We start from the raw sequence: 25,822 nt of genomic DNA, 5'->3' as shown, positions 1-25,822 counted from the left end.
TACTTTAAAAAGATTATCAGCAGACCTAATGAATTCAATCCTAAATTGGTTTTTAATGATACTACCTTTTGCACTATGGGGTACTTCAATGGCGGCTATGACCCCCTTAGTATCTAGTGCTGGGCCAGAGTTTGTTGCTTCTTTGAGGTTACTTCCTGCAGGAATTCTTGTTCTAATTACAACATATTTCTTTAAAAGAGATTTAAAAATTTATAAGTGTGATTTGAAGTGGTTTTTTGTTTTTACAATTGTAGACGCCACTTTCTTTCAGTTGTTTTTAACTTATGGGATTGAAAAAACTGGAGCAGGTCTTGGCTCTGTATTGATTGATTCTCAACCTCTTTTGGTAGCTATTTTAGCAAGGGCAATTTTTGGGAATTTAATTAATCCAATAGGATGGTTAGGATTACTTTTTGGCTTGGGAGGAATCGTATTTTTGGGTGTTCCTCAAGAATTTCTACAAAATTGGTGGTTAATGTCTGATACGGCTATTAATAATGTGGCTTTTAACTTTGGAGAACTTTGGATGCTAGCGGCTTCTCTGGCTATGGCAATAGGAACAATTTTAATTAGATTTACTTGCACAAAAAGTGATCCAGTTGCTGTTACAGGGTGGCACATGGTTTTTGGGAGTATACCTTTGATTATTAAGCATTGCTTAAAATCAAATGTTCAAATAATTCCAGATTGGTCAATTTTTGATTGGACTCTCATGTCATTTGCAAGTATTTTTGGAGGAGCAATAGCCTATGGGTTGTTTTTTTACTTTGCTAACAATAAAGAAATAACTGGATTTAGTACTCTTGCATTTTTAACTCCTGTATTTGCTCTTCTTAGTGGAGGTGTTTGGTTAGATGAAAGACTTACTATTATTCAATGGGTAGGAGTAGTTTTTGTTCTTATCTCGGTATTTTGTGTTAGTCAGAGAAGGTCTTTGTGGGAAAATAAATTGACAGATACTACTATTTAAATAGTTTTTTAGTGTAAAAAGTTCAATAATGCGAATAGTTTTGATTAGTACTCCAATAGGTTTTCTAGGAAGTGGCAAAGGTGGAGGAGTTGAGTTAACTTTAAATTCTTTAGTTTCAGGTTTTCTTTCTTTAGGTCACTCTGTAGATGTAATAGCCCCAAGAAATTCTAAATTACATAAAGGTAATGAAAAAGCAAATTTGCATTTTGCAGAAGGTGAAGATCAAATTAGTTGGCAGCATCAAGATTTCAATTCTCCTGTAATTATCCCAGACAATTCACTTCTTGCAGGAATGGTTGAAAAGGGGTTAGATATCGCCAATAAAGCAGATGTATTATTGAATATGTCTTATGATTGGTTGCCTATTTGGATTACTCTAAATTCGGATATACCGATTGCTCACATTATTAGTATGGGTTCTGAAAGTTCAGTAATAAGTAATTTAATTTCAAAGGTATATTCTAAACATCCATATAACTTTGCTTTTCATTCAAAAAATCAAGCTAATGATTATCCATTTATTAAAAAACCAATAATTATTGGAAATGGTTTTAAATTAGATAATTATATTTTTCAAGATTCAATGAAGGGGCCATTAGGCTGGGTTGGAAGGGTGGCACCGGAGAAAGGTTTAGAGGATGCAGCTTATGTAGCAAATAAACTTGGAGAAAAATTAAGAGTTTGGGGATTTATAGAGGATGAAAACTATGCATCAAAGATAGAACAATCATTCCCCAGGGGAACCATAGATTGGATGGGGTTTTTGGCAACCGATGAATTACAAAAAGAACTTGGTAAATGTAGGGTGTTGCTAAATACTCCGAAATGGAATGAGGCATATGGAAACGTGATTGTTGAAGCTTTAGCCTGTGGGGTTCCAGTTGTTGCTTATAATAGGGGTGGGCCAAGTGAAATTATTCGGCATGGGGAAACAGGGTATCTTGCTAATCCTGATGATAAAGAAGATCTTCTTTCCTATGTAGGGATTATCGAAAAGATAAAGCGTAAAAATTGTAGAAAATGGGTAGAAAATAATGCTTCTACAAATATATTTGCTAACAAGGTTGTGAACTGGCTTAATAAAGTAATTAATGAATATAAGTAACATAAATAATATTAAATGATTCTTTTAGATTCAAAAAAAAGGTTCATAACCTTATTGATAGTTTTAGTTTCTGGAATTATTATTTTTATTTTAGGTTTAGGAACTACAGGACTAGTGGATGAAACTCCTCCTTTATTTGCAGCTGCTGCACGGGCAATGAGTGAATCTGGCGATTGGTTAACTCCAAAAGTCAATGGTATGTTTCGTTTTGATAAGCCTCCACTAATATATTGGCTAATGGGTTTTTTTTACTCATTACCGAAAAACGAAATTTGGGATAGTTTGGGGACACTTTCAGCGAGACTTCCTTCAGCTTTGGGATCATTATTTTTAATGTTGATGATTGGAGATACTTTGTTTTGTTGGCCACAGAAAGGTGATAGGCAATTCCTTACTCCAATAGTTGCATCACTAGGATTTGCTCTGTCTCCATTGATCATTATCTGGAGTAGAACTGCTGTAAGTGATGCTTTATTAACAGGAACTCTAGGGATTAGTCTACTCTTGTTTTGGAGAAGAATGGCAAGTGACAATAATGATCAATGCATCTCAGCATGGGTTTTTTTGGGGCTTGCAATTTTAACTAAAGGACCTGTTGCTTTAATTTTAGCAACATTGACTGTTACATCTTTTTTATTTATTCAAAAGGATTGGAAAAGTTTGCTTGGCAAGATAAACCCCAAGAAGGGTTTTTTTATAACAACCTTAATAAGTGTTCCATGGTATTTTTTAGAACTAATAAAAGAAGGTAAGCCTTTCTGGGAAAACTTTTTTGGTTACCATAATTTTCAAAGATATACATCAGTTGTCAATAATCATGCAGAACCTTTCTGGTTTTTTCTTTACATAATGATATTGGCTTCATTACCATTCACCCCTTTTTTATATGACGGTATATTTAGGGCTTTTAAGGATTTCTTGAAAAGTTCAAAAGAAAGTTGCAATGTCACTGAAACTCTTTACACATATTCTCTATGTTGGTTAGTGTCAGTTTTAATCTTCTTTAGTATTTCTGCTACGAAACTTCCAAGCTATTGGTTGCCAGCAATTCCCGCAGCGGCAATTTTAATTAGTAATAGCTTTGTAAACTTAAAAAATTCGAATAAAAGTTATTTATATTTATGGATTTTTAATATTTTAATTTTGTTTGGCCTCTCAATAGCATTCTTTTTCTCAAATATTTGGCTAAGTACAATAAATGATCCTGAAATGCCCAATTTGGTATCTGAACTAATACTTTCTGGGATCATTTTTAAAGCTAAATTGTTATTCTCTTCGTTTACTATTCTTGCAATAATTTTATTTTCTTTCAAAGTCAAAAATATATTTCTTTATCTTCAAATTTTCTTTTTAATTGGACAATCTTTTTTGATGTCGCCAATAAGAAAATTAGCTGATACCTCTAGACAATTACCTTTGAGGAATATCTCAAAATTAATATTAGATATTCGTGAAGGGAAAGAAACTTTAGCAATGATCGGGATAAGAAAACCGTCATTACATTATTATTCTAGACAAATAGTTTTTTACGAACCAAATACTAAGGAAGGGTTAATTAATCTCTCAGACAGATTAAATACTGATAGGAGAGAAAATTATGAGGATCAACCTGATTATGAATACAAATCTTTATTAGTTGTTATAGATCAATACTCTTCGCGCGAACAGCACTGGTCAAATATCAAACATCAAAAATTGGGCGTATATGGGATTTATAATTTATGGCGAATTCAGAAAAGTGATTTACGTAAGTATTCGGAACTTTTAGTGAATAGTGGTTATAAATCAGACTGGAAAAATAGAAATGTTGAAAAATTCTAGCAAAGTCTTTTTTTAAGAAGAGCGTTTTTTAGATCATCAAGGCTACACTTGCTGGGGATTTCAATTTTATTTAAATCTTCAAGTAATTCGAGATCTACAACAGAATCTTCGGCTAAAAAACTAAAAACTTCGTTAATGCTTATTCCCATATCTTGAGCCATCTCTGAGATTAGCCTAAGAGTATCCCTCCTTACAGAAATCCTGAGATCTAAAGGAATGTATTCATTTTCAGGGTTCGCTGACTTCATAACCTAAATCTTAAGACATTATGTAGTTATCAGGACATTATCTTTACAATATTCAAAAATCATGCATTTTTAAATGCATTCATTAAGATTTTTAAAAGAGGAATTGTAACTATTGAAATTAAAGTGGAGGAAAATAGAATTTTTGATGCAATTTTTTGTTTCAGGCCGTAAGCCTCTGCCATTAAAATTGTGGATATCGCGGTTGGGGTTCCTGCCTGAAGTATTACAGCAGATGATTGATAGAAGTCAAAATTTAATAATTTGCTTATTACAAAAACAATAAAAGGTAGAATAAATAACTTTAATAAAATTGAGTATTTAATTTCTTCTTTTAGATCAAAAACTTCACCCTTTTGATTTGTTATCATGCCCAGTTTTGTTCCGACAATTATTATTGCGAATGCAATAACTATTCTCGCAGGTATCCAAAGATAATTGCCTAATAACTCGTTTAAATCAAAAAGATATGCCAAAAGTACACCAATAATCCCTCTTGAGGCAGGACTATTTATCAATGCGTTTAATAATCCTTCGATATTTGGAATTTTCTTGTTTACTGAATTTTCTTGAAGAAATAAAGGTCCAAATAGCCAAGCGAATAGTGTTGTACCTAAGTCATAACCTATTGTGAAATTAATAGTTGTTGAAGGTAGAAGAGCAATTGCAATTGGTATTCCAAGAAATGATGTATTACCTATTAGGCCTGCCAGCTGTAAAGTGTAATTTGGGAGCTTATTTTTGAATATTTGGAATATATTTATCAGAATAATTAAAAATCCAATTAGTGAGAATGCTAAAAATGAGCTTTTAATAAGGTTTATATCTATACCCTCTTTCAATAGAAGACCCATTACACTTAGTGGAATACCAAATCTAATAAGAGGCCTTGCAATATATTTAGAAATCTTTGGATTCTTTTTCCCGAGAAAAAAACCAAAAATTAATAAAGGGATAATATTTATAAAAAGAGAGTAGATAGTATTAATTAAATATTTAATAAAGCAATATTAACTTGCCGTCGAACAGTCAAAAAGTTTTTTTAACTCATGGATAAATTAAATTATCTTCCAAATTGCATTATCTGGAATTAAAGGAGATTTATATAGATCTTCTGGTTCTTTAGTTAGAACTCTCCAATTTGGAACTCTACAAGTGACATAAGCAGGACTTTCTATTAAAACCCCGGGTTTTTCATCAAAAGTACAAGTAAATCCCTCTTTCCAAAAACCACCATTGTTAAGGCTTCCTTTGAACCAAACCCAGCATTTTGAAGTTTTCAAGATAAGAAAAAAATTTAGTTTAATGATATATAGTATTTAACTAATATTTCTATAATTTAATAATATCAGGGTAATTATTGTTGACTTGAGATTTTTGAAAAATATAATTTTGAGGTTAATATCATAAGATTTAAAATTAAGGTAATCAAATTAGCAATCAATATAGGGATAGAAGAAATTTTATAACCGTAAATAATCCAGGATAAAACTCCAATAATGAACATTATTAAAGTTGTCAATGAAACATCATCTGCCTTTTTTGTTTTTAGAGTCTTTATCAATTGAGGAAGAAATGCAACTGTTGTTAAAATCGCGGCAAGATATCCAAATATGTCTTCATTCATAAAAGGTTAAAAAATTATTCTTTAATATAATCAGACAAAAAGCCTAAAGGATTTCTCATATTTGATGAATAACCAAGAACATCACTTGAAAAAAATTTATAAATAACTTGATTTTTATCATTTAATAAAAAGGAAGCTCCTCTTTGAGGAAGATATTTCGCATGAGGAATATAATCATCCCAATTTTGGATTATTTCATTCATGTTGTTTAATCTAAATGTTGCTAATTCAAATGGTCTCAAATAACCATCTCCGAAAACCTTGCTAAAAGAATTACCTGAAAAATTTAGTAATTTCAAAACGTCAATTTTGTCAATTTCTGAATAGATTTGTTTTGCCTTTCGGTCTCCTGTATAACCTCTTATAACTTCCTTGATTGTTTTAAAAGAATTGATTCCTGATAGCATCAAAAGCATATTCATCCAACCTCCTAAACCTATATCTAATCCTCTTGAAACATTTAAATTATTGTGGATTTGATTATCAGAAACAACTCTTAAATTTTCTACACCTAAACCTGTAAAGTTACAGAATTTTTCTTTTCCCCTTTGGGTACCAATAGCAATAGCAAAGATATCTAAATTTGTATCTTGATGATTATCTATAAAATTTTTCAAATTTATTGCATATTCAAAGCTATCAAAATCTCCTAATAAACCAAATAAAACAATTAATTTGAAATTTTTTTCTCCATTAAAATTAAATCCTTCAACGAGGTTTTTGATTTTAATTTGAAATTTGTCGGTCACGATATTTTAAATATTTTTTCTTAAATTATTTCAAAAAAATTTTCTTACTTTGATTAGTATAAAATTTTACATGAAAAAGTTTTTAAAGAAATTAATTTAACGTTTTTAGATTTTATTATTCTAATGTAAACATTTTTAAGTTATGACTGTAGGAATTTATTACGCAACTACAACTGGAAAAACTGAAGACGTAGCTGATCGTCTTCACAACTTTATTTCTTCAGCAGAAGCACCTAAAGATGTATCTGATGTGGATGATCTTTCAGAATTTGAAGGTCTTGAGGGAATTATCTGTGGGATACCAACTTGGAATACTGGTGCAGATGAAGAAAGATCAGGAACTGCATGGGATTCAATATTAGAGGATATTGGTGAACTAAGTTTATCAGGTAAAAAAGTCGCAATTTTTGGTTTAGGAGACTCTTCTACCTACACGGAAAATTATTGCGACGCCATGGAAGAACTTCATAGCTACTTCACAAAAGCAGGCGCGGAAATGGTGGGTTACGTAGATAAATCTACTTATACATTTGATGAGTCTAAAAGTGTAATTGGAGAAAGCTTTTGTGGATTACCTCTTGATGAGGATAGTGAATCCGATTTGACTGATTCACGTCTTGAAACATGGGCTTCTCAGCTTAAGAGCGAAATCCCATCATTGGCTTAAGCTTTCAAAGATATTAATTTCCCAAGTTGTAACATTTGTTCTTTCGATATATGTTTTTTTTACATAAGTAATTAAATCTGTAAAGAACATGTAAAAAAACAAACTAATAAGCAATATGCTCAACTTGCTGTTTATTTAAATCAAGTGTTACAAACTTACGGAAAATCTGATGTCACCTATGACTGGTATGCAGGAAATTCTGGTGTTGTTGGCCGTTCAGGTAAATTCATAGCAGCTCATGCTGCCCATGCAGGCTTAATGATGTTTTGGGCAGGAGCTTTTGGATTATTCGAATTGGCTCGTTACGACGCCAGTATTCCTATGGGTGCACAAAAAGCAATTGTTTTACCTCACTTAGCCGGTATTGGAATTGGCGGTATTGAAAATGGTGTTATCACAGAACCATATGGAATTGTTGTAATTTGCACATTACATCTAATTTTTTCAGCTGTATTAGGTGCTGGGGGATTATTACACTCCAATAAATTTGCAGGTGATCTTGGAGACTATCCGGAAAATAGTAAGCCACAAAAATTTGACTTTGAATGGGATGATCCTGATAAATTAACTTTTATTCTTGGTCATCATCTAATCTTTCTTGGTCTTGGAGCAATAATGTTCGTTGAATGGGCACGAATTCATGGAATTTATGACCCAGCTTTAGGATCTACAAGACAAGTTGTTTACAACTTAGATATTGCTGCTATTTGGAACCATCAATTTGACTTTTTAAAAATAGATAGTCTTGAAGATGTTATGGGAGGACATGCCTTCTTAGCTTTCCTTGAAATAATAGGAGGAGTTTTCCATATTTGTACAAAGCAATTTGGAGAATATACAGAATTTAAAGGAAAAGGATTACTTGGTGCTGAGGCTATTTTGTCTTATTCAGTAGTTGGTGTTTCTTATATGGCTTTTGTTGCTGCTTTTTGGTGTGCTTCAAATACAACCATATATCCAGTTGATTTATATGGAGAGCCCTTAAAGCTTCAATTTGAATTTGCACCTTATTTTGTTGATACGGTTGATTTAGGTTCGGGAGCATACAGCTCAAGAGCTTGGCTTGCTAATACTCATTTTTATTTGGGATTCTTTTTCTTACAAGGTCATCTTTGGCATGCATTAAGAGCAATGGGATTTGACTTTAAGAAAATTGGTCAAGCATTTGACAATATTGAAAATACAAAAATTACTCAAAACTAGTTCAATCTAATAAAAAAACTCTCCTCTAACAGGAGGGTTTTTTTTGTAGTATTACTAAATGTATTCAAAAAAATCAATGGAGAATCAAGGAGAAATTAATTGTAAGGAGATTTTTCGAGATGCTTATCAAAAAAGATATACATGGAATTCTGATTTCAGAGGATATAAAGGCAAATGTACTTATTTATTTGACAAACATGCTTATGAAGGTGAATTCTCACTAGGAGAAAATTTTAAACCTGAAATTAAATATATAGAAGATGAAAAGATCAAGAAAAGTATTGCCTCGCAATTGTTTGAAGTATGTATTCACAGGGTAAAAAGAGAATTTTATTCAGTTCATTCAGAAAATAATTTTAATTTACTTAAAAGTTCTGAAAATGGAATTGAAATAGTTGTTTCCGGGAAAAATGAAGGAGATAAGTATAGGGTTAAAGATGATTGTATTAATATGGTTTATAGAAGAATCCATGGAACAATTATTGAAATTTTTGTTGAGGAATTTTTTGATACTGGAGTTGGTTTCCTTAGTAAGAAATATACTTCTCAACAAATTAATTCAAAAACCCTGAAGACAGATACTCAAAAATTTGAATACAAAGATGAGTTTATAAATGTAGGTAAAAAGGATTATTGGATTTTAAATTCTAGATCGATAAGATATCTAAACCATAATAATGAAGAAGAAATACAAAAGTTTTTTTTCGAGGATTTAAGTTTATTAAAATAGGTTTTTATTCAACCAATCTAAATCCTTTGTCAAGTAGTTTTTGATAAAGAAGTCTTGCTCTGAAGGCTAAAATTTGTTCTTCATTTTCATTACTAATTACATGAAAATAATTATTGTCTAATTTATTTTTGCTAAAACATACGTGTGCATCACCTAATCTTAAAGTCCAGTTTTCTTCTTTAGCTAAATGCTGATTAGGTCCAAGATCCCAAGGGCATTTTTCAGGATATTTTTCTCTTTTAGAGCCCATATTATTATTTTTAACTATCCAATATTAGTAAAAATTTAAAAGTGTGGCTATAGATCTTTTTCATAGCTTTGTTTTAAAGGTAGTAAAAGTATTACTTACTATTTAGTTGCAATTAAACAATAAAATGGGTCTTTACTAAAAAAATTAAAGATATTCAAGGCTGGTTCATTAAACTTTTTAATTATTTTTGGCTCATTAAATCCGTTTGATATTAATACTTTTCTTACATATTTAATTCTTTCTTCTTCTGTAGATGAAGTCCATATGTTGGGAGCCTTATGCCAAAATGCTCTGTTTGAAAAAGATATTATGAACTTGCCGTGATTACTCAAAATTCTCGAGATTTCTTTAGTTAAATTTTCTGGATATTGTAAATATTGCCAAGCTGCGACCATTAAACAATAATCAACACTTTCATTATCTAAATGAATTTTTTGATTTAAATTGAAATTTTGTGTCCAAAAATTATCAAAAATTTTGTTTTTCTCAAGTTCTTGTTTGTTTAATCCATGCCCAATAACTTTTTTGTATTTTTTCTCTTCAGGTAAATAACTATCCCAACTGGACATTAAATCTAGGACAGTTGAATTATCTGAAATTTCTTTTTTATAAATATTTGATAAATATTGCCTGAAGTTAGCGTCTAGATGATAAACAAATTTTGGGTCAGAATAGAATTCTTCATCATTGCTTTCATCAAGTTTTTTTCTTTGATAATTTTTTAAAACTTCCAAAATGACTATGAATTTATGTAAATTAAATCTAGTAAATAGATATGCATATTGTGATTAAGAATATATTTTGCATTTAATTAAAGATTTTTAAAAAAGCTAGACATATACTTAAAAAAAGTTAAATTACTAATTAATAATTTAGTTGAAAATGATTGATTTCAAAAGGAGCAAAAAAAGTAGATCTAAAAATGCTCTTTTTAATCCATATAGAAACGGAATAAGTCAATATGATATTGCATATCTTTCATCAAAAAAAGTTTTGAAAAATAAAAATTTTAAACTTCAAAATGATTTGCAAAAAGATAATTTAGCTGCATAAATATGCCTTACATTAATATTTCTACTTCAGCAAAAATAGAGGATAAGAAAAAAATACTTGAAGAAATTTCAATATTAGTTTCTTCATTAACAAATAAATCAAAAAGATTTGTTATGGCTAAATTAGATAATAATTCCGAAATGTTTTTTGATGATGATAGCCCTTGTTGCTTCTTAGAGATTAAGTCAATAGGATCTTTAAATCCTTCAGAAATGGCAAAGCCAATATCTAATTTTGTGTATAAGAAAATGGGAATTCCAATAGATAAGATTTATATTTCATTCGAGGATGTGCCTGCTTCAATGTGGGCTTGGAATGGAAGAACCTTTGGATAATAGTTTTTGTTTTAGGTATTAATTAAATGGAAATAAATAAATTAAAAGAGTTAAATAGTCTTAGAACTGCTCCTAAATTAAGTGATAGTGAAGTAAAAAAATTATTAGAAGAATTAGAAACTAATATTTTTAATGCCGACTGGATAACAATAGGAATAATGGCACCTTGTGATACAAAGGCTATTGAATCATTAAAATCAATTTTAAAAAAATACTCCTCAATTAAATTTTGTAATTTAGATTCGCTTCATGCTGAAGGGAGTGTTTTTTTAAAAGGTAACCAAAAAACTGGTAATGTTTTTGTTAGATCTGAAAATGGTCTGGGAGAAGGAATTTTAATAACTTGTCAATTTGATGAAGATGCTAAAGGATCAAATACTTATGGACCATTCCCACTAGATTTTTTTAATTAATCTTTTTAAATTTTTTAATCATTAATATCAAATGTCGAGAATATATTTTTTTAGAATTTGATTAGTTAATCAGATTTGATCAACAATTTTGTTAATCAAAATTGATAAGTTTTTATTTTTGACATCTGAAAAAAGATTTTTTTAGGAAAGAAAATAATATTTTGAATGAATTATTTTTGTTCTTCTTCCTAAGAGGTTTGTTATTATGTTGTATGTTTATGCTATAGGTTTTAGATTTTTTAAATAGATGTTTTTTCAGGATATAATTCAAAACTTAAATAAATTTTGGTCTGAAGAAGGATGCTTAATAATGCAATCATATGATACTGAAAAGGGTGCTGGGACTATGAATCCTCATACTTTTTTGAGGGCTATTGGACCAGAACCATGGAGTGTTGCATATACAGAACCATGTAGAAGGCCGACTGATGGGAGATTTGGCGACAATCCAAATAGAGCTCAACATTACTTTCAATATCAAGTAATAATTAAGCCATCACCAGATGGAATACAGGAAAAATATTTGAATTCTTTGGAGTCATTAGGGATTAATCCTGAAAATCACGATATAAGATTTGTAGAAGATAATTGGGAATCACCAACTCTTGGTGCCTGGGGAGTAGGTTGGGAAGTTTGGTTGGATGGAATGGAAGTTACTCAATTTACCTATTTCCAACAATGCGGGGGGTTAGATTGTAGTCCAATACCGATTGAAATTACCTATGGATTAGAGAGAGTTGCAATGTTCTTGCAGGATAAAGAAAGTATTTGGGATTTAAATTGGAATAAAAATCTTAAATATAGTGATATCTGGCTTCAATTTGAAAAAAGTCAATGCTCATATAATTTTACTGATTCGAGTCCTATTAATCTAAGGAAATTATTTGAAATTTACCAAGAAGAAGCAAATTCCTTAATCCAAAAGAAGTTGACTTATCCAGCTCTTGATTATGTTTTAAAGTGTAGTCATACATTTAATTTGCTTGATGCGAGAGGAGTTATTTCAGTTACAGATCGTGCCCAATATATTGAAAAGATTCGAAAATTAGCTAGAGAAGTTGCGTCGTCTTGGGTGGCAGAAAGAGAATTCTTAGACTATCCATTAAGAAAGTTTTGAATTGTAGAGATTTTATATAAAGATGGAAACTAAAAGTATCAAAAGTTACACGTATTTGAAACTTATATTTCTTTCTTTTTTAGTTACGCTCGATACAGTATAGTTACCCATTTTATTTGGGTTTATTAAGTGTGAGGTAAAATGAAACTCTTCCAACAAATGTTGGTAGCTGGTGCAACTTTGAGCTTATTAGCTCCAATAGCTGCTCAAGCTTCCGATATAGTCAATATTGAGGAGATGAATAGCTACTCTCGTAGCAAAAAAAAGAAAACTCCAAGATTTGACCATAAAACATTCGCTAATGATTTTAGTGATGTTTCAAATAATAAAGGCGATATTAATGGCCTTGAGGTTCAACGAAATCAATTTGAAGCTGGAACCTTCTCTGAAACCACAACTATGGATGGTAAAGCTGTGATGTGGGCTGGTGCTGTTGATGGTGGAAACGAATTTGGTGGTTCTGAGGATACTCAAACAGGTTATACATTTACAATGAACTTGAATACAAGTTTTTCAGGTGATGATAATCTTTATGTTCGTCTTAAGACAGGTGAACAAGGAGATCAATGGAAAAACAAATACACATATCACATAGAGACTAAAGATAATAGTGATCTCCTAGAGGTGGATAAGATGTGGTATACGTTCCCTCTTGGTGAAAAAGTTACCGCTTTTGTAGGCCCAAGGATCGAAAACTACTACATGTACATTACTCCTTCTATCTATAAGCCAGGTGCACTTAAATCTTTTAAACTTGGTGGAAATAGTAACTTTGGAGCAAGTACAGATGTAGGTTACGGACTTAAGTATGAACTTGATAACGGAATTGGTTTCGCTACCAATGTTGTTGACAAGGGTGCTGACGAAGGCGAAGGTTGGTTTGCTCCTGGTAACGCAATTAAGTGGGATTCACAAATTGCCTATACAACTGATAGATGGCACGTTTCAGGAACTCTATCAAACGCACGTAACTGGAGTGCTCATGATTACAATGCAACTACAATGGGTAGGCAAGTAGCTAGAGACTCTATTGGTTATGCCCTAAGAGCTTATTGGATGCCAGAGGAAACAGGTACTACAGTGCCTGAAATCTCAGTGGGTTATGACACTAAATCATATGGAGGAGTATTTACAGCTGGTAACACTACACAAGCAAATAGTTACATGGTTGGATTTACTTGGAAAGATATGATCCAAGCAGATGACAGAATCGGCATTGCATTCACACAACCTTTATCAGCTACTGAAGTGCAAGGTGGAGGAGACACTGGCGAAGTTGGCGCCCAAGTTTGGGAAGCTTATTATTCTTTCAGGCCAAATGATTCAATGGAGATAACACCTGCAATTTTCGGTGGAAATGACATCGCAGCAGATGAAGATGACGACATCTTTGGTCTCCTTGTTACTTCAAAGTTCAAATTCTAAATATTAGCTTTACTTAAACTAATATTAAAAAAACACCCTATATGGGTGTTTTTTTTTGACTATTCAGCTTAAATTTACCAACAATTCTCTCCTTCACCGATGGGTATGCAGACACTTGATTCTGCAGCCTCGTCAGCCAATTCTTGAGCTTTAGCATCTAATTTGAAATCAGCGTCTAGGGGCATATCAGTATTCCATTCTTTTAAACCTCCCAACTCATTCTCTGATGCTATTAAGGTTGAATTTTCTGTAGATGAGATAGCAATAGCACTAGTTGCGGCTAAAAATATTGCAATTGAGCTTTTCTTGGGCATTGAAAACTCCGAAACATATTTTTTATTTTAAGTATTTAAAAAAAGTTTTTCTATCTAGTGTATAAAATGATTCATGGCTAATCGCCTAATCTTCTTAAAAGATTTGAATATGATTTAAAGACAAGGTCAACCTCTTCTGATCTTCCATATTTAGTAAGTAATGATCTTGCTGCAGTATCTAGATCAAATAAATATTCTCTTTCTTCAATGCTTCTAACATAGCTTTCAATCCAACCAATAAATACTAATCTTTCACCAGACATAACTTCTTCTACTGAATGTATAAATGTACTTGGATAAATTATTATTTCCCCTGCATTAAGTTTAAATTTTTTTTCTGAGTCGAAACTCTCAATTGATAATGCACCACCCTCGTAGTTGTCTTTGCAACTTAAAAATGTTGTAAAAGATAAATCTGCTCTACCAGATGACATGTAAGGATTATCAATATGACGTCCATATTTCATCCCGCTCTTGGATTTTGAGAAGATTGTTCCATGAATCTTTTTGGGTAAGGCGAAGCTTTTAATTAAATCATTACTAAGAATCTTTTTTATGATTAATCCTGAAAATTTTTTTGAAAAATCTAAATCTCTCCTAAGTTGTAAATTATTTTTTTCCTTGGCAGCATGATTTCCAGCAGTATGTTTGCCATCTTCCCAAAATAATTCCTCTTTGTTTAATTCTTTTATAAGAATTTCTAGTTCTTCAGAATTCAATAGTTGATGAGTTAGATAATTCATTTTTGATATAAAAAATGATACAGATCGATGTATAGAAATTCTCTTTAAGAAGCCTTGTTATCAAGTTAGATATAAAGTAACCATAGATACTATTTTTGGAAAGTGCAAAATCTAAGAAGAATAATTTACTCTATATTAGCGTTTTCTTTTGTACTGAATTTTAATATTCCTGCTAATTCAAAGGAAAAGGAAGTCAAAGTTTATTCGGGTAGACATTACAACACTGATAGAAGTGTTTATAAAAAGTTTGCAGATGAAACGGGAATTAAAGTTAGACTTATCGAGGCTGCAGGAATATCATTACTTGAAAGATTGAAAAGAGAGGGGAAGAATTCCCAAGCGGATTTAATATTGCTAGTTGATGCAGCAAGAATTACTAATGCGGCTAAAGCTGGATTGCTTCAAAGTGTAGAATCAAAATCCTTAGAAAATGATGTTCCAATAGGGCTAAAGGATAAAAGCAAAGAATGGTATGCATTGACTAGAAGAGTGAGAGTTATGGTAGCCAATCCAAAAGTTGTAGATGTGAGCAAGATTAGGGACTACACTGATTTAGCTGATCCGTCTTTAAAAGGTAAAGTATGCTTAAGAAATAGAAAAAGTCCATATAATCAATCTTTAGTTGCCAATCAAATAGTTAACAAAGGTGAATTAATAACTAAAGCTTGGTTAAGTGGAATGATTTCTAATGTTTCTAAACCTTTCTTCCCAGGGGATATTTCAATAATAAGAGCTGTTTCTAAGAAAAAATGTGGAGTAGGGATTGTTAATCATTACTATGTCGCAAGAATGTTAGCAGGTGTTAATGGAAGAAGAGATGCTTTATATGCAAAACGAACATCAGTCATCACGCCAAATCCCGCTCATGTAAATATTAGTGCTGGTGGGGTAGCTAAATACGCAACAAACAAAAATGAAGCTATTAAACTTCTTGAATATCTGGCATCTCCTAAGGGAAGTAAAGGACTGGCTGCCCCTACTTTTGAACATCCATTAAAAGAGGTTAATCAAAATCCAATTGTTAAAGACTTTGGAGAATTCACTCCTGATAAGGTAACTGTTGAAGACCTTGGGGAAAATAACTCTCTTGCTATAAAATTAATGAAAGATGCAGGGTGGGATTAAAAATTAAGATAATTTGATTGAACGTAAATATATTTTAATTTTATGCATACTTATAAATAGAAGGAGAGGTGGCTGAGTGGTCGAAAGCGAACGACTCGAAATCGTTTAATAGGAAACTATTCGTGGGTTCGAATCCCACCCTCTCCGTTCATAAATACATTTAGTGACAAAGTACATAGTTAGAAAACTAAGTTAAGAAATACCAGATTTATTTTCAAAGAAAATAAAAAAGACAATACCTTATTAATTTATGTTTTGCTAAGTGTTACCTTTAAAAAGTGTTTTAAAAATTTTTTTTGTATTTATTTGGAATAATTGATCTTATATGAATAAAAATATGAATTTTAAATCAGTAATTTTTAAAATATTTTTCACCTATTTAGTGGTTTATTTTTTGGCACTAATATTTAAATATACCTATGATTTTGAATCGTTACTTGAAAATGTTCAATACAGTTATTTAATAGCTTTGAATATTATTTCTATATTTTTAGGCCTCCCTTTTTCAATAATTTTTGACTTTTTATTAATAAAGCTTTTTGGACTTTATTATATTTTATTTTTTTCTCCTGTATTAACAATCTTAAGTGTAATTCAAGTTCTTATCTTGAGAAAAATTAAATTCAGATTTTCTAAAAATATGTTGTTCTTGAAAAAGCCAGAAAATAATAATTTGTATAAATTTTTTGTAAAAATTAATTTTAAATCTTTCTATATTTTAATAATAAGATCTTTCCCAATCTTACCCCATGTTTTAGGAAGCTATATTATTGCCTCTACAAAAATCAGGAAAAAGATAATATTCTTAAACACGTTTTTAGGGTCACTTTTCTACTATATTTTTCTTTTTCTAATAATTGGTAATGTTTAGAAAAAGTTATTTTTCCCAGAATGGATCTGTAGTAAGAGAAACCTTTAACGTACATTTTTTTTTAATTTTAATATCACTTATACAAGCCCTCACTGTTTCACCATTTACATCTATTTCACAGGCTCCACAACTTCCAGTGAGACATCCAGTTGGGATTTCTAAACCTGCTTTTTCAGCAGATGAGAACCAATCATCTCCCTCTGAAACAAATGTTTCATTTTTATTTGGCCAAATAATTTTTATTTTTTTTTCTTTCAATTTAAAAATTGTTTAAGATTTAAATGTTTATCGAATTCGTTAGCAAGATTATCAATAATAGATTCTCTCTTCATTTTGTAAGATATTGATTTTTTACTTAATATTGGTAAATTTTTACTCTTTCTTATTAAATTAATATATTGATCTCTCCAGCTATCATTTTCAAAAATCCCATGTATATAAGTTCCTGCAATAGTACCTCCCCCATTATTTTCTTTATACCAACCTAGATTTAATTCCTTAAAAATAGGGTTAATTTTTAAAGCACTTTGCATTTTATTCAATTCGGTTTGACCATTATGAATTTCAAATCCATTAATTTTTGATTTGCATGGCCATACAGATTCAGAGTTAATTTGACGTGTTAATTTTTTTTCAAAGAAAGTTGTTTTTAATGGTAGTAATCCAATTCCTTTAATTTTTTGTTCGGAAATATTTTTGGAACCCTCTTTGAAATAAGGATCTTCGAGTGTTGTTCCTAACATTTGTAAACCTCCACAAATTCCAATAATATTTCCTTTGTTATTGGAATATTCCCTTATATCTTGAGCTATACCAGAATTTTCAAGAAAAATCTGATCTTTAATAGTTTGTTTACTCCCAGGCAGAATAATAAAGTCATACTTTCTCAAGTTCTGCGATTCTCTAATCCATTCAATTAATATTGATTCTTCATTTTCTAATGGATCAAAATCTGAGAAGTTACTTATAGAGGGTAATTTTATTATTCCAACTTTGATATCAGGATTTGTGAAACGTGATTTTTTTTCTAGTAAATCTAAAGAATCTTCTGGGGGGAATGAATCATTTAACCATGGGACAATTCCGATAACTGGTATTTGAGTTTTATCTTCTATCCATTTTTTCCCTTCTTCAAATAATGAAAGGTCTCCTCTGAATCTATTTATAATTATTCCCTTAATAAGTTTTTTTTCTTTAGGTTTCATTAATTCAAGGGTTCCGATTATTTGTGCAAAAACTCCTCCCCTTTCAATATCAGTAACCAAAATGCAATTTGCATTTAAATACTTAGCAACTCTTAAATTTGTAAGGTCTCTATGAATCAAATTCATCTCTACTGGACTTCCAGCTCCTTCGATAATTAAACGGCAATTTGGTTTTTTTTTATAAATAGAATTAAGACTTTTTTTAATTACTTCCCAGCCAGGAATAAACCAATCTTGGTAGTAATTTTTGGCGGTTGTTATCCCTACACTTTTACCAAGGTGAATGACCTCGCTTTTTGAGTTGCCCTGTGGTTTTAATAAAATTGGATTCATCTCTGCAGAGGGATTAATACCACAAGCAAAAGCTTGAAGAGCTTGTGAATATGCCATCTCTCCACCTTCCCAATCAACCCAAGCGTTGTTACTCATATTTTGTCCTTTAAAAGGGATTGGTTCTTCTCCTAAATTTTTAAGAATCCTGCAAATAGCAGTAACCGTTAAAGATTTCCCTGCTCCACTGGAAGTGCCTAGTACCATTATTGGTTTCTTTATTTCATATAATTTTGCTTCTAACTCCATAAGTAATTTGTATTAATTTAAAAATTTATTAATTAAGTAAATTGAATTATAATTTGGAAAAAAATTTGTGTTAATTCTAGCCTCTGCTTCTCAATCTAGAAAGAAATTACTAGAAAATTGTCAAATTGAATTTATCCAAAAATCAAGTGACTTTGATGAAACTACTATTCAAGAAAAGAATATATTTAATTTAGCTTTGGAATTATCTTTTCAAAAGGCTAATAATTTATCTGAAAATATTCAAAACATATCATTTCCAGAAGAATTTAATTATGGTCCAGTGGAAATACTTGGGTGCGATTCAATTTTTGAATTTAAAGGAGAAGCTTATGGAAAACCATCTAATAAAGAGGAGGCATTTATTAGATGGAAAAAAATGTCTGGAGAATTTGGATTTTTACATACTGGTCATACTCTAATAATTGGGAATTTTGATTCAACTTCCAAAATTTTTAAAATTGCTGAAATAATAAAAAAAACAGTAAGTTCAAGAGTTTATTTTTCTAAGTTGGAAGATTGGGAAATCAAGAGTTATGTAGATACAAATGAACCTTTATATTGCGCCGGAGGATTTGCCTTGGAAGGTATAGGCGGGAAATATATAGAAAAAATAGAGGGTTGTTTCAGTAATGTAATGGGTTTAAGCCTGCCATGGCTCAGAGAAAATTTGTATAGATAGTAAAATTGAGCAAAAAAAAACCCTATCAAAAGATAGGGCTTTTTGTAATTGAGATAGAAATTAATCTAAATCAGGCAATTCAAGAGCTGGTTCACTCTTTCTGTCGATTCCTTTTTCGAAACCAGCAGCGGCTGCTCTAGCACGTCCAGCATGCCAAAGGTGACCGATAAATGTAAACCATCCTAGGAAGAATTGAGCTGCAGCTAACCACTGTCTTAAGTTAACGAAGTTAACAGCATTAGGCTCTGTAATAATTCCACCAACAGAGTTGATAGAAGCGTTAGGAGCATGAGTCATATATTCAGCAGCTCTTCTTACCTGCCAAGGCTGAATATCATTCTGGATTTTCTCAAGGCTCAATCCGTTAGGTCCTCTTAAAGGCTCTAACCATGGACCTCTGAAATCCCAGAATCTCATTGTTTCACCACCAAATATAATTTCGCCAGTAGGAGATCTCATGAGATACTTACCTAAACCTGTTGGCCCCATTGTTGAACCTACGTTAGCTCCAATTCTTTGATCTCTCACTAGGAAAGTAAAGCTTTGGGCCTGTGAAGCTTCAGCATTTGTAGGACCATAAAATTCGGAAGGGTAAGCAGTGTTGTTAAACCAAATGAATGTTGAAGCGATAAAACTTGCTACACAAATTCCACCAAGAGCATAACTTAATAGTCCTTCACCATTCCAAATAAATGCTCTTCTTGCCCATCCAAAAGGTTTAGTAAAGATATGGAATATTCCTCCAATAATTGCAGTAATACCCACATAAACATGTCCACCAACAATATCTTCTATGGAGTTGACACCGATTATTGAACCAGCTCCTCCCCATGGAGATCTGAATAGATAACCAAGAATAACTCTTGGATCTAACGTTGGGTTTACAAGTCTAACTTCACCACCACCGGGTGCCCATGTGTCGTATGCACCGCCAATAAAACACCAGTTTACTGACCATGCTAGAGCACCTACACCTAGAACAATCAAATGATATCCAAGGATATTAGTCATTTGATTTTTGTCTCTCCAATCTGTGGAGAAAAATGGAAAATCTTCTTCAAGCTTTTCTGGACCTGCTAATGAATGGTAGATACCACCAAAACCAAGAACAGCGGAAGCTATCAAGTGAACCACGCCTGCTTGGAAGAAAGGCATGATATCAGTAACTTCACCACCAGGGCCTATTCCATAGCCAAACATTGCAACGTGTGGCATACAGATTAAACCTTGCTCCCACATTGGTTTATCAAAAGTAAAATGATTAACCTCAAAGAGCATCATTGCTCCCGCCCAAAAGACTATTAGTCCAGAGTGAGCAATGTGAGCTCCTAATAAACGTCCAGATAAATTGATTAATCTAGCGTTGCCTACATACCAGGCATAACCAGTTTCCTCAATACTTTGGTTTGGAGCTCTTAATAGATTATTAAAGGGCGTTTCCACGTGGAAGAACCTCCTCAGGGAATACAAAGTTTTCGTGTGGTTGATCCACAGAAGACATCCATGCTCGCATACCTTCGTTCAAAAGTATATTTTTTGTATAGAAAGTTTCAAATTCTGGATCTTCTGCTGCACGGATTTCTTGGCTTACGAAATCATAAGCCCTCAGGTTTAGTGCTAAGCCTACAATACCAATTGAAGATGTCCACATACCCATAACAGGTACAAATAGCATCAAGAAATGTAAGAAACGCTTATTTGAGAAAGCAATACCGAAGATTTGACTCCAGAATCTATTCGCTGTAATCATTGAATAGGTTTCTTCTTCTTGTGTTGGATCAAAAGCTCTAAATGTTGAACTTTGAACCTTACCATCTGTATATATACTTGTATCTTCATACAAAGTATTTTGTACTGTAGCTCCATGGATAGCGCAAAGTAGAGCACCACCAAGAATTCCAGCAACTCCCATCATGTGGAAAGGGTTTAAAGTGATATTGTGAAAACCTTGAATGAACAGGATATAACGGAAGATTGCTGCAACACCGAATGAAGGCGCGAAGAACCAACTATGCTGTCCTAAAGGATAAATAAGGAAGATACTTGTGAATACTGCGATTACTGCTGAGAAAGCTAACGCGTTGTATGGTCTAATTCCAACAAGGCCAGCAATTTCAAACTGACGAAGCATAAAACCAATTAGGCCAAATACTCCATGTAATGCAACGAAGTTCCAAAGACCTCCAAGTTGTAGCCATCTTACAAAACTACCTTGGGCTTCAGGACCCCATAAAAATAAAAGACTGTGTCCCATGGCATCACCAGGGGTGCTTACAGCTGCTGTTAAAAAGTTACAACCTTCAAGGTATGAGCTTGCAACTCCGTGTGTGTACCAAGAGGTAACAAATGTTGTTCCGACGAACCAACCACCAATAGCAAGATATGCACAAGGAAGTAGAAGTAGTCCGGACCAACCAATAAATACAAAGCGGTCGCGCTTCAACCAATCATCGAGGACATCAAACCATCCTCTTTGTGGGGCGCTACCAACTGCGATCGTCATGAGAATCGTTTTTAGCTTCGGGATACGCAGTGACTGTAACAAAGATTGTGAGTAATGTGGGGAAATATTTGTATATCTGAAACGCCTTGTAAAGCTTTCCTGACTTTTTTATTAAAAATTAGGTAAGAATACTCCCTTAGTTTGTTAAATTATCTGAATTAGGCTCTAAAAAAGATAAAAATGAATTCAGACCTCACTTCTTTCGATAAAATCGAACAAAAAATTGGTGGATCAAGAAAAATTTCAAATTATATTATTGGAGGAATGCTAACCATAGGAGGTATTGGTTTTCTTTTAGCCTCTATATCTAGCTACACAGGTAGGGATTTATTACCTTTGGGGAATCCTTCCACTTTATTGTTTATCCCTCAAGGAATCATAATGGGAGCATACGGAGTTATTGCCAATCTATTAAATTTTTACTTGTGGTATTTGGTTTACATAAATTTTGGTTCAGGGAGTAATTATTTTGATAAATCATCAAAATCTGTGGAAATAAAAAGAAAAGGATTATTTAAAGAAATTGAAGTTAAATTAAATTTTGATGAAATTAAATCGGTTAAGTTAGATATTAGTGAGGGATTTAACCCTAGAAGAAGAATTACTTTGGTTTTAAAGGGTAGAAAAAAACCTCTTCCCCTAAGCGGAGCAGGTGAACTTAAACCACTGCTTCAAGTTGAAGAAGAAGGAGCTCGGCTGGCTAAATTTTTGGGTGTTAATTTGGAGGGTCTAAAATAAAAAATAACCTTTTAAGAGCATTATCTTTTTTCCAGGTCTCGCTTTTGGTAGTAGCTTGTAGTCTTAAAAACGAAATTGATTCAAATTATTACTGCCAAAAATTCAAATTCAATTGTATCCAAGGTAATAAAATAGTTTTTTTTAAAACTTCAAAAGGTGATTTTGAGGTTGAATTATTTGGGAAAGATAATCCAGTAACAGTGTCAAACTTTTTAGAGAATATAGAAAAAAATATTTATGAAAACCAAAAGTTTTATAAAATAGTAAATCATCCCCAACTAAAATTTATACATGGAGGTATTAATCCAGAAAACAAATTTTATTTTGAACGAATTCAAACTCTAAATAAAAAAAGTCATTCAATACCTTTAGAAATAAAATTTAAAGAAGAAATTAATCCGAGATATAATTACCAAACCAAAAATCCTTATGAAACTGAAAAATTAGTTAATACTTTTGTGAGTGGTTCAATATCTATGGTTAAGAGCGGTAAAAATAATTCTTCTTCTACTGAATTTTTTTTTGTAACTAATAATATTCCTGAACTAGACGGAAGATATTCAATTTTCGGAAAAATCATAAAAGGATTAGATACTCTTAAAAAAATTGAGAATGGCGACTATATCAAAGAAGTCAAGATATCTAATTAAATTTCTAGAGAAAATTTGTTTATTTTCAGCATTTCTGTATTAACTCCTGAAGAGCGTTTAAGAGCTACCTTACCAGTTCTTGCTATTTCGAGAATTCCGTAAGGTTCGAGTAATTTCTCTAAAGCAACTAACTTACCTGGATCTCCTACCACTTCAAGTGTTAAGGCTATATCTGAAACGTCAACAACCTTTGCACGGAATATCTGAACTATATCTAAAATATTACTTCTAGTATCTTCTTTCGATGAAACTTTAAGTAGCATTAATTCCCTCTCAACAGCTGCGAGATTAGTAAAATCTACAACTCCTAGGACATTAAATAACTTATTCAATTGCTTAGTCATTTGTTGAAGAGTTTCATCGTCACCTTCTACAACCATCGTTAACCTTGAAATCCCTTTGGATTCTGCAGGGCCTACTGCGAGGCTATCTATGTTGAATCCCCTCCTAGCAAAGAGACCTGAGATTCTACTCAATGCTCCAGATTCATCTTCTACAAGAACTGACAATGTATGTTTCATATTTTTTTAAAAAGTTTTTAAATCTCTAATCCATTCATAAGAGATTTTATTGAATACTGAAGGATCTTCATCATGGATACAATGCCCTGAATTGGATACTATTTTTAATTTTACCCATCTATGGAAATTTGCAATCTTTTTACCAACAAACAAAGGTATGAAATTATCTTTTTCTCCCCAAATTAATAAAAAGGGAACTTTTCTTGAGGCGCTGAGTTTTCTCAAAAGGTAAGAGGCTTTAAATTTTTCATCTCTTGAAGACATCCCAATACACATTGCTCGTAATGATCTAGCTGAAGTTTTCCTTAAAACTGGTTTTGTCACTAAATCTATTAGTTCCCGATCAACATTATCTTTTTTGAAATAAGCAGAATTTAGTCCCAGTTTTATGACTCCTAATTTGGTTATTAAAAATAAAATGATCTCCAAAGGGAAAAATATAAAAAATATTCTTATGAATTTATTTTGAAATTTTATAAGTGATGATTTTTTTGTTATCGACTTTTTATTTTCTTGAATTTGATCTGGCAACGGGGATGCAATAACTTTTGCAATCTGATCCTCCAATGAAACAGCACATGTTAAAGCAACTAGTGATCCCAGAGAATTGCCAATAAGAATTACTTTCCCAGAATTCTTTGGTCTTATCACCTGTGCAATAAAGTCTTTCACTTGATTAGACCAAATCTCATTATCTAGTTTTCCAATTTGTCTAATCCCAGGTTGATCTGAATCTCCAAATCCTATTAAATCTAGCGAATATGTGGCGCAATTCCTTTTCGCAAAATATTCTAAATTGTTTCTCCAATGTTTTCGATTGGCGCCAAATCCGTGGAGAAAAATAATTGGAATTTCATTATCTTCGCCTGCAACACTCCAGCAAATTTTAAAACCATTCCAATTCCAGTAATTAGGGAAGTTTATATTTTTTGCAAAATTATTATTCATTTACTTAAAAATTTTCAAGATATTTGCATTATCTACTTTTTTAACAAATAAATGTATATTGAATGTAAATTATATTAATCATAAAATTTTACTATGGCAAAAGAAATTTTTAGTATTGCAGCAGTTTTTTGGATACTGATACCAATTGGATTGGTTGGTGGCGCTTTGTTATTAAAGTTTCAGGGAGATTGATTCTCACGAATACATCACAATTTGAGTTATGGTCTACAAGTTAAGCAAATCTTAAATATGAAGATTCTTTTAGTAGGAGCAACAGGTACACTTGGTAGACAAATAGCGAAGCAAGCTATAGAAGATGGACATGAAGTCAGATGCTTTGTAAGAAACCCAAGAAAAGCTTCCTTTCTGCAAGAGTGGGGTTGTGAACTAACAAAAGGTAATTTATTAAATTCATCTGATATTGAATATGCATTGCAAGATATTGAAGTAGTTATTGATGCGGCGACTAGCAGGCCTGATGATCCAAAAAGTATTTATGAGATAGACTGGGATGGAAAACTTAATTTATTTAATGCTTGCGAATCTTTAAATGTAAAAAGGGTAATATTTCTTTCCATCCTTCTAACTGAAAAGTTTAGAAATGTTCCTTTGATGGACATTAAATTTTGCACTGAAAAACTTCTTGAGAAGTCTAATTTAAACTATACAATCTTCAAATGTGCGGCATTTATGCAAGGAGTTATTGGCCAATTCGCCATCCCAATCTTGGATAGTCAAGCAGTTTGGATGAGTGGAACCCCAACTAAAATTGCGTATATGAATACTCAAGATATGGCGAAAGTTGTTGTGGCAGCACTAGATAATCCTCAAACTCACAGAACATCATTACCGTTAGTAGGTCCCAAAGCATGGGATTCAAACGAAGTTATATCTTTATGTGAAAAATTTAGTGAAAAAAAGGCGAAAATTTTTAGAGTTTCCCCCTTCCTAATTACTGTTACTCAAAAAGTAGTTTCCTTTTTCCAAGATTCTTTAAATGTTGCTGAAAGATTGGCTTTCGCTGAAGTAACTAGTAGTGGTGAATCATTAGATGCCGACATGAGCAAAACTTATGAAATTTTGGAACTTAAAAAAGAAGATATGACATCACTAGAGAGTTATATAAAGGAGTACTACCAACAAATACTTAAAAGGTTAAGGGAAATGGAAGCAGATCTAAATATTGAGGAAAAAAAGAGATTACCTTTTTAATATTGCAATCTTAGATTTGTATAG

The 25,822-nt window shown here is 32.0% G+C and carries 32 protein-coding genes and 1 tRNA gene; 18 read left to right on the top strand and 15 right to left on the bottom strand.

Annotated features, from left to right (window positions below; genetic code table 11):
* Positions 1-28: 28 nt before the first annotated feature.
* Genes HA141_RS06685 through HA141_RS06675 form a run of 3 tightly spaced genes read left to right on the top strand, consistent with a single transcriptional unit; the run spans position 29 to position 3,896 of the window.
* Entirely contained in the window at positions 29-970 is a 942-nt protein-coding gene (locus HA141_RS06685; RefSeq protein WP_209118143.1) for a DMT family transporter, read from the top strand.
* A gap of 28 nt (positions 971-998) precedes the next feature.
* Entirely contained in the window at positions 999-2,075 is a 1,077-nt protein-coding gene (locus tag HA141_RS06680) for a glycosyltransferase family 4 protein (RefSeq protein WP_209118141.1), read from the top strand.
* 15 nt (positions 2,076-2,090) lie between these two features.
* The gene (locus HA141_RS06675; RefSeq protein WP_209118139.1) at positions 2,091-3,896 is read left to right on the top strand and encodes an ArnT family glycosyltransferase; all 1,806 of its coding nucleotides are present in this window, start codon (positions 2,091-2,093) and stop codon (positions 3,894-3,896) included.
* On the opposite strand, the gene HA141_RS06670 is transcribed toward HA141_RS06675, so the two are convergent.
* The 5 genes from HA141_RS06670 to HA141_RS06650 all read right to left on the bottom strand — a co-directional run bounded on the left by HA141_RS06670 (position 3,893) and on the right by HA141_RS06650 (position 6,517).
* On the bottom strand, positions 3,893-4,144 hold the full coding sequence (locus HA141_RS06670) for a CopG family transcriptional regulator (RefSeq protein WP_209118137.1): 252 nt from the start codon (positions 4,142-4,144) through the stop codon (positions 3,893-3,895). The two genes, HA141_RS06675 and HA141_RS06670, sit on opposite strands and share 4 nt — an antisense overlap.
* Before the next feature lie 59 nt (positions 4,145-4,203).
* On the bottom strand, positions 4,204-4,995 hold the full coding sequence (locus HA141_RS06665) for an AEC family transporter (protein WP_209118135.1): 792 nt from the start codon (positions 4,993-4,995) through the stop codon (positions 4,204-4,206).
* A gap of 204 nt (positions 4,996-5,199) precedes the next feature.
* Positions 5,200-5,424, bottom strand: coding sequence for a hypothetical protein (locus HA141_RS06660; protein WP_209118133.1), 225 nt, complete (start codon positions 5,422-5,424; stop codon positions 5,200-5,202).
* A 74-nt stretch (positions 5,425-5,498) separates the two neighbouring features.
* On the bottom strand, positions 5,499-5,768 hold the full coding sequence (locus tag HA141_RS06655; RefSeq protein ID WP_209118130.1) for a SemiSWEET transporter: 270 nt from the start codon (positions 5,766-5,768) through the stop codon (positions 5,499-5,501).
* Positions 5,769-5,782: 14 nt separating this feature from the next.
* Complete coding sequence (locus tag HA141_RS06650; protein WP_209118128.1) at positions 5,783-6,517, bottom strand: AhpC/TSA family protein; 735 nt, start codon at positions 6,515-6,517, stop codon at positions 5,783-5,785.
* Between the two features lie 142 nt (positions 6,518-6,659).
* Between HA141_RS06650 and fldA the strand changes: the two genes are divergently transcribed.
* From fldA to HA141_RS06635, 3 genes are all read left to right on the top strand, one after another.
* On the top strand, positions 6,660-7,184 hold the full coding sequence (fldA, locus tag HA141_RS06645) for a flavodoxin FldA (protein ID WP_209118126.1): 525 nt from the start codon (positions 6,660-6,662) through the stop codon (positions 7,182-7,184).
* 144 nt (positions 7,185-7,328) lie between these two features.
* Positions 7,329-8,387: a chlorophyll a/b binding light-harvesting protein gene (locus HA141_RS06640; RefSeq protein WP_209118124.1), complete on the top strand. Its 1,059-nt coding sequence runs from the start codon at positions 7,329-7,331 to the stop codon at positions 8,385-8,387.
* A 76-nt stretch (positions 8,388-8,463) separates the two neighbouring features.
* The gene (locus HA141_RS06635) at positions 8,464-9,117 is read left to right on the top strand and encodes a DUF3386 family protein (protein ID WP_209119198.1); all 654 of its coding nucleotides are present in this window, start codon (positions 8,464-8,466) and stop codon (positions 9,115-9,117) included.
* Between the two features lie 4 nt (positions 9,118-9,121).
* On the opposite strand, the gene HA141_RS06630 is transcribed toward HA141_RS06635, so the two are convergent.
* Together HA141_RS06630 and HA141_RS06625 are read right to left on the bottom strand one after the other, a co-directional pair.
* Positions 9,122-9,367, bottom strand: a complete 246-nt coding sequence (locus HA141_RS06630) for a hypothetical protein (protein ID WP_209118122.1) — start codon at positions 9,365-9,367, stop codon at positions 9,122-9,124.
* Between the two features lie 98 nt (positions 9,368-9,465).
* Positions 9,466-10,101: a methyltransferase domain-containing protein gene (locus HA141_RS06625; protein WP_209118120.1), complete on the bottom strand. Its 636-nt coding sequence runs from the start codon at positions 10,099-10,101 to the stop codon at positions 9,466-9,468.
* 148 nt (positions 10,102-10,249) lie between these two features.
* On the opposite strand from HA141_RS06625, the gene HA141_RS06620 reads away from it, so the two are divergent.
* The 5 genes from HA141_RS06620 to HA141_RS06600 all read left to right on the top strand — a co-directional run bounded on the left by HA141_RS06620 (position 10,250) and on the right by HA141_RS06600 (position 13,710).
* The gene (locus HA141_RS06620; RefSeq protein WP_209118118.1) at positions 10,250-10,420 is read left to right on the top strand and encodes a hypothetical protein; all 171 of its coding nucleotides are present in this window, start codon (positions 10,250-10,252) and stop codon (positions 10,418-10,420) included.
* Positions 10,421-10,422: 2 nt separating this feature from the next.
* Positions 10,423-10,755 carry a phenylpyruvate tautomerase MIF-related protein gene (locus HA141_RS06615; RefSeq protein WP_209118116.1) on the top strand — a complete coding sequence of 111 codons (333 nt, stop codon included), beginning with the start codon at positions 10,423-10,425 and terminating at the stop codon, positions 10,753-10,755.
* Positions 10,756-10,781: 26 nt separating this feature from the next.
* Entirely contained in the window at positions 10,782-11,168 is a 387-nt protein-coding gene (locus tag HA141_RS06610; RefSeq protein ID WP_209118114.1) for a DUF1824 family protein, read from the top strand.
* Positions 11,169-11,415: 247 nt separating this feature from the next.
* Entirely contained in the window at positions 11,416-12,285 is an 870-nt protein-coding gene (gene glyQ / locus HA141_RS06605; protein WP_209118112.1) for a glycine--tRNA ligase subunit alpha, read from the top strand.
* Between the two features lie 141 nt (positions 12,286-12,426).
* Positions 12,427-13,710, top strand: coding sequence for a porin (locus HA141_RS06600; protein WP_209118110.1), 1,284 nt, complete (start codon positions 12,427-12,429; stop codon positions 13,708-13,710).
* Positions 13,711-13,784: 74 nt separating this feature from the next.
* Here the strand turns inward: HA141_RS06600 and HA141_RS06595 are convergent, their stop codons facing one another.
* Both HA141_RS06595 and HA141_RS06590 read right to left on the bottom strand, forming a co-directional pair.
* Entirely contained in the window at positions 13,785-14,024 is a 240-nt protein-coding gene (locus HA141_RS06595; RefSeq protein ID WP_209118107.1) for a hypothetical protein, read from the bottom strand.
* A gap of 77 nt (positions 14,025-14,101) precedes the next feature.
* Positions 14,102-14,767, bottom strand: coding sequence for a Fe2+-dependent dioxygenase (locus tag HA141_RS06590; RefSeq protein ID WP_209118105.1), 666 nt, complete (start codon positions 14,765-14,767; stop codon positions 14,102-14,104).
* A gap of 153 nt (positions 14,768-14,920) precedes the next feature.
* On the opposite strand from HA141_RS06590, the gene HA141_RS06585 reads away from it, so the two are divergent.
* Both HA141_RS06585 and HA141_RS06580 read left to right on the top strand, forming a co-directional pair.
* Positions 14,921-15,892 (top strand): extracellular solute-binding protein, encoded by a 972-nt coding sequence (locus tag HA141_RS06585; RefSeq protein WP_245157332.1) that lies wholly within the window; start codon positions 14,921-14,923, stop codon positions 15,890-15,892.
* A gap of 62 nt (positions 15,893-15,954) precedes the next feature.
* Positions 15,955-16,039: transfer RNA gene (locus HA141_RS06580), tRNA-Ser, on the top strand.
* 730 nt (positions 16,040-16,769) lie between these two features.
* On the opposite strand, the gene HA141_RS06575 is transcribed toward HA141_RS06580, so the two are convergent.
* Both HA141_RS06575 and HA141_RS06570 read right to left on the bottom strand, forming a co-directional pair.
* Positions 16,770-17,021, bottom strand: a complete 252-nt coding sequence (locus HA141_RS06575; RefSeq protein ID WP_209118101.1) for a 2Fe-2S iron-sulfur cluster binding domain-containing protein — start codon at positions 17,019-17,021, stop codon at positions 16,770-16,772.
* On the bottom strand, positions 17,018-18,547 hold the full coding sequence (locus HA141_RS06570) for a cobyric acid synthase (RefSeq protein WP_209118099.1): 1,530 nt from the start codon (positions 18,545-18,547) through the stop codon (positions 17,018-17,020). Before HA141_RS06570 ends, HA141_RS06575 begins: the two co-directional genes overlap by 4 nt.
* A 67-nt stretch (positions 18,548-18,614) precedes the next feature.
* Between HA141_RS06570 and HA141_RS06565 the strand changes: the two genes are divergently transcribed.
* Positions 18,615-19,226, top strand: a complete 612-nt coding sequence (locus tag HA141_RS06565) for a nucleoside triphosphate pyrophosphatase (protein ID WP_209118097.1) — start codon at positions 18,615-18,617, stop codon at positions 19,224-19,226.
* 60 nt (positions 19,227-19,286) lie between these two features.
* Here HA141_RS06565 and psbC read toward each other — a convergent pair whose 3' ends face one another.
* Both psbC and psbD read right to left on the bottom strand, forming a co-directional pair.
* Positions 19,287-20,669 carry a photosystem II reaction center protein CP43 gene (psbC, locus tag HA141_RS06560; protein ID WP_079296603.1) on the bottom strand — a complete coding sequence of 461 codons (1,383 nt, stop codon included), beginning with the start codon at positions 20,667-20,669 and terminating at the stop codon, positions 19,287-19,289.
* On the bottom strand, positions 20,653-21,729 hold the full coding sequence (gene psbD, locus HA141_RS06555) for a photosystem II D2 protein (photosystem q(a) protein) (RefSeq protein ID WP_002807316.1): 1,077 nt from the start codon (positions 21,727-21,729) through the stop codon (positions 20,653-20,655). Before psbD ends, psbC begins: the two co-directional genes overlap by 17 nt.
* A 180-nt stretch (positions 21,730-21,909) precedes the next feature.
* Between psbD and HA141_RS06550 the strand changes: the two genes are divergently transcribed.
* Entirely contained in the window at positions 21,910-22,467 is a 558-nt protein-coding gene (locus HA141_RS06550; protein ID WP_209118095.1) for a photosystem I assembly protein Ycf4, read from the top strand.
* A 44-nt stretch (positions 22,468-22,511) separates the two neighbouring features.
* Positions 22,512-23,117 (top strand): peptidylprolyl isomerase, encoded by a 606-nt coding sequence (locus HA141_RS06545; protein ID WP_209118093.1) that lies wholly within the window; start codon positions 22,512-22,514, stop codon positions 23,115-23,117.
* Here the strand turns inward: HA141_RS06545 and ilvN are convergent.
* Both ilvN and HA141_RS06535 read right to left on the bottom strand, forming a co-directional pair.
* On the bottom strand, positions 23,114-23,638 hold the full coding sequence (gene ilvN / locus HA141_RS06540; protein WP_209118091.1) for an acetolactate synthase small subunit: 525 nt from the start codon (positions 23,636-23,638) through the stop codon (positions 23,114-23,116). The two genes, HA141_RS06545 and ilvN, sit on opposite strands and share 4 nt — an antisense overlap.
* A gap of 6 nt (positions 23,639-23,644) precedes the next feature.
* Positions 23,645-24,586 carry an alpha/beta fold hydrolase gene (locus HA141_RS06535; protein ID WP_209118089.1) on the bottom strand — a complete coding sequence of 314 codons (942 nt, stop codon included), beginning with the start codon at positions 24,584-24,586 and terminating at the stop codon, positions 23,645-23,647.
* Positions 24,587-24,679: 93 nt separating this feature from the next.
* Here HA141_RS06535 and petM point away from each other — a divergent pair, with 93 nt between their 5' ends.
* Together petM and HA141_RS06525 are read left to right on the top strand one after the other, a co-directional pair.
* Positions 24,680-24,778 carry a cytochrome b6-f complex subunit PetM gene (gene petM / locus HA141_RS06530; protein ID WP_011132786.1) on the top strand — a complete coding sequence of 33 codons (99 nt, stop codon included), beginning with the start codon at positions 24,680-24,682 and terminating at the stop codon, positions 24,776-24,778.
* Positions 24,779-24,835: 57 nt separating this feature from the next.
* A complete protein-coding gene (locus HA141_RS06525; RefSeq protein WP_209118087.1) occupies positions 24,836-25,798 on the top strand; it encodes an NAD(P)H-binding protein in 963 nt (320 codons plus the stop codon).
* Positions 25,799-25,822: the final 24 nt, after the last annotated feature.

This window comes from Prochlorococcus marinus XMU1402 (assembly GCF_017696205.1).
Lineage (GTDB): Bacteria > Cyanobacteriota > Cyanobacteriia > PCC-6307 > Cyanobiaceae > Prochlorococcus_A > Prochlorococcus_A marinus_AC.
Note: the sequence above shows the minus strand (reverse complement) of the source record. Positions and strands in the feature narration are given on the sequence as shown.